Source organism: Roseovarius albus, from assembly GCF_900172335.1.
In the GTDB taxonomy this organism is placed as follows: Bacteria; Pseudomonadota; Alphaproteobacteria; order Rhodobacterales; family Rhodobacteraceae; genus Roseovarius; species Roseovarius albus.
Genome location: NZ_FWFX01000010.1, coordinates 107,880 through 118,635 on the forward strand (window position 1 = coordinate 107,880; position 10,756 = coordinate 118,635).

Here is a 10,756-nt window from a genome sequence, read left to right on the forward strand (position 1 = left end):
TCGAAAACAATCCAAAGCTGCAACGAATAGTGTTACTTGAGTACGAGATCAGACGCCTTTTCACCAATCATGATCGCGGGGGCGTTGGTATTGCCCGAGACGATTTCTGGCATGATGGAACAATCGGCGACGCGCAGGCCCTTGATGCCATGGACCTTGAGGTGGTGATCGACGACCGCATCTGCGCCAGAACCCATTTTGCACGTGCCGGTGGGGTGATAGATTGAGGCGGTGTTGCTGCGGGCCCAGTCCAGCGTAGCCTCATAATCCTCGATGTCGAGATTGGCATTGGGGCGGAACTCTTCCGAAATTTTTGAGCTGATCGGCGCATGGCGGGCGATACGGCGGGCGATGTTGATGCCTTCGACAATGGTGCGGCAGTCAGTTTCGGTTGAAAGATATTTCGGGATGATCTTGGGATAGACCTTGGGATCAGCCGATGTCAGGCGAATTTCGCCACGCGATTCTGGGCGAAGCTGGCAGACTGACATGGTGAAAGCCGAAAACTTGTCCGCGCCCTTGCCTGGGTTTTCGGCAGAGAGGGGCTGAACGTGGAACTGAATGTCAGGTGTTTCCAGTTCATCACGGGTTTTCATGAATCCCGTGGCGAGGCTGGCGGCCATGGTCATTGGGCCAGCGCGGAACATGAGGTATTTAAGTCCGATTTTGGCTTGACCAAACAGCGATGACACCTCGTCATTCAGGGTCGGTTCATTGCACTTGTAAACCAACCGCGCCTGCAGGTGATCTTGCAGGTTTTTCCCAACTCCGGGCAGGTCGGCAATAATATCAATGCCGTGTTCATTGAGTTGTGCCGCCTCACCTATGCCAGACAACATCAGGATCTGTGGCGAGTTGATCGCGCCTGCGGATAGGATCACCTCGCGATTGGCTTTGATGGTTTGCAAGGTCCCGCTGCGATCTTTGAACGTCACACCGGTTGCACACTTATCTTCGATGTCGATGCGTTGCACATGCGCATTTGTAATGATTTGCAGGTTTTCGCGGCTTTTGGCAGGATTGAGGAAGGCCACCGCCGAAGAACACCTGCGCCCATTACGAGACGTAAGCTGGAAGAAGCCAACCCCTTCTTGATCTGCTCCGTTGTAATCAGGGTTAAATTTATACCCCGCCGCCTGTGCCGCGGCGACCCATGCATCGGTGATCGGGCGCTGTATGCGCATGTTAGAGACTGAAAGCCCGCCCTGATCGCCGTGATATTCATCTGCGCCACGTTCATTTTTCTCAGATCTTTTGAACAGGGGCAGAACGTCATCCCAAGCCCAGCCTTCGTTGCCCATCTGGCGCCAGCGATCGTAGTCCTGCGGCTGTCCCCGCACATAAAGAAGCCCATTCAGAGAGGACGAGCCCCCCAGCACCTTGCCCCGCGGCCACTCAATAGAGCGGCCATTCAAACCCGGATCAGGTTCGGTCTCGTAGCACCAGTCGACCGTGGGGTTATGGATGGTTTTGAAATAGCCAACAGGGATGTGAATCCACGGGTTGGTATCCTTGCCGCCTGCCTCAAGCAGGACCACGCGATTGTTCGGATTTTTGCTCAAGCGGTTAGCTAGAACGCATCCGGCTGACCCCGCCCCTATGATGATGAAATCGGCTTCCATGTGGCTGTCCTTTGGGCTGTTGGAAAAAAAACCTATGCAAATTGTCGATACTAGTCTAGTCTTTTTTGAAACCAAACGTCTCAATAATTGTTCCAATGGGAGGAAACCATGAGTATATCAAAGAATTTAAGAGGTATATCACGCCGAGATTTCTTTAGAGTTGCAGGGACTTACGGGTTCAGTTCAACAATGATGGCCGCTGGTGCCTTTGGCGGCGCAGTATCGGTCGCTGGTCTCGCCAAGGCAGCAGAATCAACCTATGAGAAGCGTTTTGCCAAGGAGGCCAAGCACACTTTGAAGTTTGGCGCTTCGGGATTTAATGACCAAAACCTGCTTATTGAACGCGCTGGTGCCTTGGAATTTGCCCGTGATCTGGAAAGCCGGACAGACGGTGAGATCCGCGTTGAATTCATAGGTAACAATCAGATCTGCGGCCAGACGTCTTGCGTGGAAAAAACACAACAAGGCATCGTCGATATTTACGCCGCATCAACCCAGAATTCAGCCGGTGGCGCGCCCTATCTGAACGTGTTGGACTATGCCTACATGTTCCCTGGCCGAGCATCGCAGTACCACTTCCTTTACAGCCCCGAATCGCAGCGCATCCTGCGCGAACCGCTTGAAAAGCGTCATGGCCTTAAGTTCCTGTTTAGCCACTGCGAGTTGCGCGGGATTCAGTTGGGTCTGAAATGGGAAGACAAACCCACCGTTACAAAGTTAGAAGAGTTGTTTGGCACCAAAAACCGCGTCACTGGTACGCAACTTGGCCGGATCGCAATGCAAGCGCTTAACTTGAACCCGGTTCCGGTTGCTTGGGAGGAAACACTGGACGGACTTAAACAAGGTCTGATCGATGGCGCTGAGACTTGGGCCTCTGCCGTGGCTTATGCCAACATGTCCCCCGTTGTTTCGCAATCTGTTGACCTAAAGTTCTTCTGCGGAACTGAGCACACTTCGATGTCTGCGTCTGTATTTGATAGCCTGGGAGGCGATTTGCAGGATGCAGTTCTGGAATCCGCCTATTGGACGCAAACACACGTTCAAGCAGCGAACGAGGCAGCATTGGTCAAGACCGTTGGTCAATCTGACCCACAGCTGCCTGGTACAATTTTTGCAGAAAACAATGTCCGCAACGCATTCTTGGCTGAGGATCAGATCAAGATGGCCGAGGAAATGTGCTCTCCTGAGTATCAGCCTCAGTTGTGGGAAGAATGGCGTGAGCGCCTGAATAAGTGGGCCGGTGGCATCGACACCTATCAGGAGATCTATGATATCGCGAGACAAGTTCCCGCCGATATGAAGCCTGAGAATGTCGAACCCCGCCGTTGGTGGAAGGCCTAAGGTCTTTCGTACGAAAACCGGTTGGCCGCCATATAGCGGTGGCCAACTGCACCGGGATGTCAGCGACCTAAAGAATAAGGGACGAGGCACCCATAAAAGGGAGGAGACAGCGCATGTCGATATTTTCGGATGCAGCTACATTGTTTTCAGCGTTCGCCAGTCAGGATTCATATGAGATTCGCGAAGCGCTTAAGCCGGACAGCGCATGGGTTATCGGGGCGATATTTTTAATCGTCGCCGGCATTGCCTTGGTTTGGATTTACCACCGTGTTCCATTTTTTGAGCGATACTTTGAGCGCACGGTTATGGTCACAAGCTATCTGGCGATTGCCCTAATAATCTTTTGGGGTGTGATTGATCGGTTCGTCTTTTCCAATCAGCAGCCCTGGTCGACAACAATCCCTCCTTTGTTGTTCATGATTATGGCCTGGTTTGGAGCGGCTTATAACATCCGGGTGCGCACACACCTGAGCTTTTCCGAGTTCAGATCACGGATGCCACGTATTGGGCAGATGGCCTGCCTGTCGCTGGATTGCATATTATGGCTTGGCTTTGCTCTAATCATGTTGGTCACAACCATGCGGTTGGTGGCATTGTCTGCGTCAAACTTTCAGATCGTTTTGGGGACTGACAACACCATGCAATGGTGGTTTTTGATGTCCGCCCCGGTCGCGGCCACGTTGATGGCTGCCCGGGCAATTGAGAACATCCAAGACGACGTTCGCAATTATCGCTCGGGCGAAACACTCATTAAACAAGCTGTAATCGGAGGAGATACCTGATGGCTGACGGTACAATTATCACTCTGATTTCTGTGGGCGTGACCATGCTCTTTATGCTGGGCGTGCCGGTTCTACTGGTCATCGCCTACTGGGTGGTCGGCTGTTCCTTTGTGTTGGGCCTCACGCTCGACAATATGGGGGCTGAACTTCTCAATGTGTTCAACAAAGGTTTTGCCCTGCTGGCGATGCCTCTCTTCATCCTCACGGGTGACCTCATCAATAAGTCCGGGATTGCACGACGACTTTCCGACTTTGCCTACTCCTGCCTGGGATGGCTGCGAGGCGGCCTGGCGATGGCGTCTCTGGGCGCATGTGGACTTTTCGCCGCGATTTCCGGTTCGAACTCTGCCACGACAGCCACAATTGGTTCAATGTTGCACCCTGAAATGGTCAAGGGTGGGTACGACGAGCGCTTTTCCGCAGCTACTGCAGCAGCCGGCGGCACGGTGGGGATCATCATTCCCCCGTCGATCATATTCATTGTCTACGGCTTCTTGATGAACTTGCCGATTTCCGACCTATTTGTGGCAGGTATTCTACCTGGTACCTTGATGGTGGTAGGTATGCAGCTAGCCTGCTGGATCATCTGCAGGCTGAATGGTTGGGGGTACCTCATCCCACTGCAATTGAACCGCGTCTTAAAAACCGCTTTCGGCGCTTGGCTCGGATTCTTTGCGATCGGTCTGGTGCTGTGGGGCATTTACACAGGTAAATTTTCACCCACAGAAGCGGCGGGTGTGACGGTTGGGTTCTGTATCATTGCAGGCATAGCCTCTTGGTTTATCTCGCGGGTGTTGAAACTTAAGTCCGATAAGACATGGGAAGAAAAAAGTTACGGAGAGATGCTGGTGGTCGAAGGTTTCACTCTGTGGCAGATTCCGGGTATCACCATGCGGTCAGCCGAGATCACCGGCATTCTGGCCCCTCTGATCGCGATTTCAGTGGTGATGCAGCAGATCTTGTCTCTCTTGGGGGCACAGCAGGTGATCGGGGATTTCGTGACCTCGATGGGTGGCTATCACGCGGTTCTTTTCACTTCGATGGTCATCGTGTTCTTCTCTGGCATGGTGTTGGAAAGCCTTCCAGTGACAATTATTCTGGCACCGATTCTGGCGCCAATTGCCGCGTCTGTTGGCATTGATCCGGTGCACTTCTCGGTCATTTTCCTGGTCGGGGCCTCCATCGGGTTTATCACGCCACCTTATGGTCTAAACCTCTATGTCGCCTCCGGCGTAACGGGCGTTCCCTATTTCCGCCTGCTCCGCTATACGGTCCCTTATCTCTTTGCTCTGATCAGCGTTTGGATACTGGTATCATTGGTCCCAGATTTGGCGTTGATCCTACTGCCAAACCGGTAAGGTGCCCATGACGGAAGATGACGTAGAAACAAAAGGTCAAATTCCAACAAATCTGCGACTTCTTCTCTTGCTGGAAGAAGTCGCCCAGGCGGGGGTCCCGGTGGCCCCCGCTGCGCTGTGCGATCATCTGGGCCTGCCCAAGCCGACGGTACATCGTCTATTGCAAACTGCCGAGGCTGAAGGGTTCCTTCAACGTGACGTCGATGGGCGCTCTTACGGCCCCGGACGACGGATGCGACGGTTGTCGGTTAATACTCTCTCCTCACAGCGGATCAGAACCGAGCGTTTGCGGATCATGCGCACGCTGGCCGAAGAGGTCGGCGAAACCTGCAACCTAGCCGCCCCAGATCGCGACGGCATGGTGTATCTGGACCGGGTTGAAACCCATTGGCCACTGCGCATCCAGTTGCCGGTAGGAACCCAAGTCCCTTTTAATTGCACGGCGAGTGGCAAGGTGTATTTGGCATCTCTTCGGTCGGACAAATTAGACCGGCTGCTAGCATCAACCAATCTGGAAAAAAGCACCGAACAATCCTTGAATGATCCAAAGGCGCTCAAACAAGAAATCGCCAAAACGCGTGCGCAAGGGTATTCCACCGACGACGAAGAGTTCATGGCTGGCATGGCCGCCATCGCGGTTCCGATTTACGATGACCGCAAGAGATTGCTGTCCACGCTTTCGATACACGCTCCGATACAACGTCATGACTTGGAAGGGCTAAAGCAAAATCTACCGCAACTTCACGATGCGGCTTTAAAGCTCGCCAAACTGGTCTCGGATTGAATGCTACTCTGGGGTCAGCGACTTGGTTTGACCGGATCACAGCATCAGCTAACTGATCTTACGCCATGCAGATAATAAATCTTGTGATTTTTGAACTGTAACCCCTGAAATCATGTGATTTTCAGCGCCGAGCGAAGCATTTCGATATCCACATTGAAGTCATCGGCATCGTTTTCCGGGGCGCAGATGATTGGGATGTGAGTGCCGCCAATTGAATTAGTAAGAGCCAGGAAATACCCGATATTCCACCGATCCGCCGGGAATAACTCGATGATGCTGGGTTTCTGCGAATAGATCATGTTTGCGAGCCCCGCCCCATGCGGCGCGACAATGGTTTTCGCTTGCGCGAAGAGCTTAATTTGATCCTCTACCGACAATTTTTCAGACTTTAAAATTTCGAACCCGTGCTCAATCAGGCAGCTTTCAACCTCTTCCTCATTCAAGATACGTCTGACTTTTGCCCCTCGTCGGGATACGAAGATTTTCCGGGTGGGCTCAGCATCCGCCATTCCCAGCCGATCAAACATACGGTGGCGAAACTGCGTGGCCGCATCAATGGAGACAACAAACCGATGCCTCCTTGGAGAGGCCACCAGCAGTTTTCCTACCTTGAGCGGTTGTTGATCCGTCAGCACACTCTCGTGGTCCCCCAATCCCAATAAATCGAGGTAGCTTTGTTGCCACTTGTTCGGTTGGCTGTGGAATAGAAGCGTTGTGTTGTTCCTGAATGCGCCTTGCTCTTGCAGATCGACAAACCGCAAACAGGAATCCACTAAGAAATGGTAATAGTTTTTCCACCAAAGGCCGGAGAACACATATCCTTCATCTACGTCCGTGTTGCGCCGGATGGCATGTTTTAGGGCCTTTCGCCGGATCGACAACTCAGGTTGAAAGTTCCGACCTTCGTCCTGCATCGAACCTTCTGGAAAGCTCTCGAGAATAACGCGTTTCGAATTTTCAGGGTCAACAATCTGTCGATTGAAAACGCCGGCGTTGTTCAAATGAAAGTAGTACGGCCGGGGGATGACTTGCGGATTGTAGTGCAGTTTTAGCTGCTTGAGGTAGTTTGCCGGGTTGTCTGGCTTGAGCTCAGGGGCGTAAATCTCATGCTTTCCAAAATCATGAATCTCATAGTCAAACCGGGATCGAAACACGGATTGAAGAGGAACCTGCTGATCAAGCATCCAGCCATCGGCAAATTGCCCGATTGCGTTTTTTTGAATTTTTTTCAGTGCTTTAAAAGTTTTCCGGATCAATGTATTTTCTACCTAAATTGCAATTGTGTAGTCAATGACTGTGCCTTGGGGTGAAAAAGATATGTCAAAAAGATTTTTAGTGCATTGTTGGCTCGTGGTCCATTGAAACGATACTTTCTGGTGCGGTGGGCGATATCACAATGACTACTGTGATCTGAAAGTCATGTAATGGACGCGCTAGCGCTCGTTCAAAACTTGCGCTTTCCGTAGAAGATTCAGAGAACGGCTGGATTAAACACGCCTTATGCCGTTGGGCGTTACGAAGCGCCCGGGCGAAAAGATCGCCAAAGACATCAAGCCCGTGCTACTCGCCAGCAATATTCTTGACGATGAATATGTTCCTTTGTTCTCAAATCATGCTGCCAAAAGCTGACCTAACATTCCCGAATTCACGCGTTGTAGTAATTTCGCCATCACCACAACCATAACGCGCACAAGCGGCTCAATTGCTTTTTAGACGAAAACGTGAGATTGTTAAGTATCACTTCGAAATCAATTTATTGATGAATTTTGCATGCTGACATTCGACATTTCTGAACGTCTTCGGCTAACGAAACTACTCGTGACACTCTTCCTCACCACAGTGATTAGCGCAGACGAATTGGCGGCGAAGGAACCCGCTTATTTGCAGGCATGTGGCGTCCTGGGTGCGCTTAAAAGCAACGAATCCCCCTTTTGTGACGGCGCTCTGATTGGAGGAACCCAGTCAAACGCGCACAATTGCCCGCAGAGCTTCGATCCTGTGCAATCACTCCACTTTGATGATGATCTGCACGTTCGATGGTATGCCAGATTCTGGACTGGAAAATGCAAGGGCTTTGGAGTTTTTGATTTCTGCGTTGAGGAAGAAGGCGGATGGCACCAGTTGGTAGACGAAATGTCCTCACTTGTTCCAAAGGTTGAACGCCCACGCGCGCGTGCAGAGCTTTGGGCAATCGGGCGAATGATTGGTTTCGAATGGGCGAAACGCAATCACTTGCGCAAGATCAGTACAGAAGATCTTCGTGACTGGTATCCAATGTTTCGCGCTGAGCAAAACGCGTGGCGTGCCATGAGGCAGCTATGTACGAAGGCGAAGAATAGGCTTGGCATTTAGGAGGACGATATGAACGATCAGGTCGTTGATCCTGACAAAAATGCGATCTTTGACGATCAGACTTATCTAGTTCGCACCGTCCGGGCATTCTGGCGTATCAATCCGTTTTTCATTTTGGCGATTACGTTCATGTTGGGTGTCTTGCCGCTAATTTTTTCTGTGCTCGCCTCGCCAGTAGGCTCGGTCTCCTACTACATGCCAACAGACGGTTTTGAAGGCGAACTATGCACCACGGCCGACGTCAAAGCTGGTACGTGTATTGAAAAGCAGGTTGGATATGGCTTCGCCATCAACTGGTGGCCTGTCCAAGTTATCCTGATGCCCTTTGCATTGTTTTTCGCCTTCAGCTCGGTACAGAACATGCAGAGCGTTTTCCGCCGTATGCTTGAACAGGGGATGTTCTGCACACTGGACTGGTCAAAGCCAAACAAAGAAAACGGCGGCATCGCCGAATTAAAAAAACTCGTGCGCTACATGTGGGTTACTTTTTCAGTATCGGGTTTTGTTATTTTTGTCTTAATTGTCGGGACCGTATTCAGTGATTGGTACTGCGTCGTAAACGCACCGTTGCAATATGGTGAGCTTCTAACGCAGATTCCGGTAAAGGATCGCCCAGCAATCTGTCAAAACACTTCTGGACAGGAGCTTGATTGGTCGATTTCAGCGATTTTTGGGACAAGCCCGGGGATAACCCTACCTGCGCATGCAACTTTGCCCAGCAATACGATGAACTGGTGGTTCTCGGCCTACGTTTATTTGGTTTTGTGCGCCGAGCTCGCACTCCTGATGATTTATTTTTGTTTTGTTTTCTCGCTGGCCGTCACGGTTTTTCGCCTTCGCCAGCGCACTTTGAAATTGCGATTAATCCCAAATCTAAGATCAGCAGACCCTCTCGAAAGAATGGGTTTCGAGAATTTCGAACCCGTCATGCAGCCTTGCATTCTTGTGACCATTCTCAGCTTCACCATGGCATTTCTGATGCGGTTGCAAAATGAATACTTGCGGAGTGAAGCGCCTGGCAATGTCTTTCAATTCATGTTCTCAGGCATTGAAGACATAGTCTCAACTGAAGGCGGGATCCAAAATATAGGACTTCTATTTGATACTGGGCAACTCGGTGACCCCAATTCCCAAATCGCTGGTCCCGCAGTTATTATCATCTTCGCTTTGGTTTCCATCGTTCTTGCATTCATTCTGCGTCAAACCGCCATCCAAGCAAGAAATCGGGTGCAGACTGCTTTGAACGACGCAGAGAAAACTCAAAAAGTTGTATCGCTCTATAAAATGCAACAGGAGGAGCTGCACGAAAAATTGGACCAGATATCCGTCTGGCCCCTAGGTTGGCCGAGATTGCGGCAAATGCTCACGCTTGCGGGTTTCGGTATTGCCTGCTTTTATTTTTATAAACTTGTCTTCGTATGGATCGCGATCGTTTTATTGCGGCTTGTTCAAGGTGGGTTGTCTTCTAAGAACCCGGAATGACTTTGCACAATGTCGGCCTTGTTTGATCATTTAGGAACACTAAGCTCCACCTTAATAGGCAGGTGGTCTGAACCGAAGTTCTTGTCTATAATTTCGGCGTTCACCGCATTGGTATTTTTCAGAAATACCTGATCGAGTTGCAACCGCCATCTGGGCATTGTAACCCCGCGGATGGCTGCATCAAAACCCTTGCCTTTCCACCAGTTCTCGACGGTACGCCTTTCGAAGGTCACCATATCTGGCAACCGGTAACCGAACGGCAAAGCAAGTAACAGTGCCCACGCGGGCGTCGAAAACATGTTGAAATCGCCAACTACGATGCATCTTCCAGATTGCTCCAGGTGCGCTTTCACAGTAGCTTCAATTTCTGCCATTCGTGTTGAAGGGCCGGTGGCGGCAGACGTATGGAGATTCACGATCTTCAGCATTGAGCGATCCGGCAACTGAATGCAGGCGGACAGGCTGTCAAGAAACTCAACCCATCCAGCCCATTTGGAAAAAATGGATGGATGTGGTTTGTTGTCCGGGAAGTGCATTACCACATTGGGTGAAATAAGTGGCTTACTTGAAGCAATCGCGAGATAGCATGGAGAACCTCGCAGAATGTAGTCCCGGCCCACAATGCAATGCTTATACCGTGCCCGAAGACACTCTAAATGACCAGGCAACGCCTCCTGCAAACAAGCGATGTCAGGTTTGACGAGATCAAGACATGCATTGACCCTGTCCGTGTCCGGATTTTCATTGAATACATTCCAGGACAGAAGTTTCACTATGACATACCATCCTGCTGATCCGGGCGCGCTCGCCACCTGAGCGCCAACTCAGAAAAGGCGCGCGATAGGAGCAAGATAAGTGATGCGGCTTGATTATTTAGTATTGCCTGGGCCAAACATTGATGACGACCTGCGCTGACTCGATTTGGATGCCATTGAGACGTCGTTGCGATCTCTTGCTCCTTTTGTCTCGTTGCAACGTTTCCAGGGGGCTTGGCCATTTTCATATACCTTAAAAGGTTTGGGATAAACCTTAGAT

General features: G+C 51.0%; 9 protein-coding genes. 6 read left to right on the top strand and 3 right to left on the bottom strand.

Translation table 11 applies throughout. From position 1 onward, the window contains the following. Nucleotides 1-32: 32 nt before the first annotated feature. Nucleotides 33-1,622: a GMC family oxidoreductase gene (locus tag ROA7450_RS15065; protein ID WP_085806707.1), complete on the bottom strand. Its 1,590-nt coding sequence runs from the start codon at nt 1,620-1,622 to the stop codon at nt 33-35. 108 nt (nt 1,623-1,730) lie between these two features. Between ROA7450_RS15065 and ROA7450_RS15070 the strand changes: the two genes are divergently transcribed. The 4 genes from ROA7450_RS15070 to ROA7450_RS15085 all read left to right on the top strand — a co-directional run bounded on the left by ROA7450_RS15070 (nt 1,731) and on the right by ROA7450_RS15085 (nt 5,887). Next, the gene (locus ROA7450_RS15070) at nt 1,731-2,963 is read left to right on the top strand and encodes a TRAP transporter substrate-binding protein (RefSeq protein ID WP_085806708.1); all 1,233 of its coding nucleotides are present in this window, start codon (nt 1,731-1,733) and stop codon (nt 2,961-2,963) included. 113 nt (nt 2,964-3,076) lie between these two features. Next, nucleotides 3,077-3,745 carry a TRAP transporter small permease gene (locus ROA7450_RS15075; protein ID WP_085806709.1) on the top strand — a complete coding sequence of 223 codons (669 nt, stop codon included), beginning with the start codon at nt 3,077-3,079 and terminating at the stop codon, nt 3,743-3,745. Beyond that, the gene (locus tag ROA7450_RS15080) at nt 3,745-5,103 is read left to right on the top strand and encodes a TRAP transporter large permease (protein ID WP_085806711.1); all 1,359 of its coding nucleotides are present in this window, start codon (nt 3,745-3,747) and stop codon (nt 5,101-5,103) included. The genes ROA7450_RS15075 and ROA7450_RS15080 overlap by 1 nt, the downstream gene beginning before the upstream one ends. Nucleotides 5,104-5,110: 7 nt before the next feature. Further along, nucleotides 5,111-5,887, top strand: a complete 777-nt coding sequence (locus tag ROA7450_RS15085) for an IclR family transcriptional regulator (protein ID WP_085806713.1) — start codon at nt 5,111-5,113, stop codon at nt 5,885-5,887. A gap of 110 nt (nt 5,888-5,997) precedes the next feature. Here the strand turns inward: ROA7450_RS15085 and ROA7450_RS15090 are convergent, their stop codons facing one another. Next, on the bottom strand, nt 5,998-7,143 hold the full coding sequence (locus ROA7450_RS15090; protein ID WP_085806714.1) for a glycosyltransferase family 61 protein: 1,146 nt from the start codon (nt 7,141-7,143) through the stop codon (nt 5,998-6,000). Nucleotides 7,144-7,657: 514 nt separating this feature from the next. Here ROA7450_RS15090 and ROA7450_RS15095 point away from each other — a divergent pair. Next, entirely contained in the window at nt 7,658-8,239 is a 582-nt protein-coding gene (locus ROA7450_RS15095; RefSeq protein ID WP_085806715.1) for a hypothetical protein, read from the top strand. Nucleotides 8,240-8,248: 9 nt separating this feature from the next. Continuing rightward, on the top strand, nt 8,249-9,721 hold the full coding sequence (locus ROA7450_RS15100; RefSeq protein ID WP_085806716.1) for a hypothetical protein: 1,473 nt from the start codon (nt 8,249-8,251) through the stop codon (nt 9,719-9,721). A gap of 26 nt (nt 9,722-9,747) precedes the next feature. Here ROA7450_RS15100 and ROA7450_RS15105 read toward each other — a convergent pair whose 3' ends face one another. After that, entirely contained in the window at nt 9,748-10,494 is a 747-nt protein-coding gene (locus ROA7450_RS15105) for an endonuclease/exonuclease/phosphatase family protein (protein ID WP_159454062.1), read from the bottom strand. Between the last annotated feature and the right edge of the window lie 262 nt (nt 10,495-10,756).

Excerpts from the sequence above, each read along its gene's own strand:
- ROA7450_RS15085 (WP_085806713.1), top strand. The coding sequence starts at position 5,111 with ATGACGGAAGATGACGTAGAAACAAAAGGTCAAATTCCAACAAATCTG.
- ROA7450_RS15080 (WP_085806711.1), top strand. The coding sequence starts at position 3,745 with ATGGCTGACGGTACAATTATCACTCTGATTTCTGTGGGCGTGACCATG.
- ROA7450_RS15065 (WP_085806707.1), bottom strand. The coding sequence starts at position 1,622 with ATGGAAGCCGATTTCATCATCATAGGGGCGGGGTCAGCCGGATGCGTT.
- ROA7450_RS15095 (WP_085806715.1), top strand. The coding sequence starts at position 7,658 with ATGCTGACATTCGACATTTCTGAACGTCTTCGGCTAACGAAACTACTC.
- ROA7450_RS15070 (WP_085806708.1), top strand. The coding sequence starts at position 1,731 with ATGAGTATATCAAAGAATTTAAGAGGTATATCACGCCGAGATTTCTTT.
- ROA7450_RS15100 (WP_085806716.1), top strand. The coding sequence starts at position 8,249 with ATGAACGATCAGGTCGTTGATCCTGACAAAAATGCGATCTTTGACGAT.
- ROA7450_RS15075 (WP_085806709.1), top strand. The coding sequence starts at position 3,077 with ATGTCGATATTTTCGGATGCAGCTACATTGTTTTCAGCGTTCGCCAGT.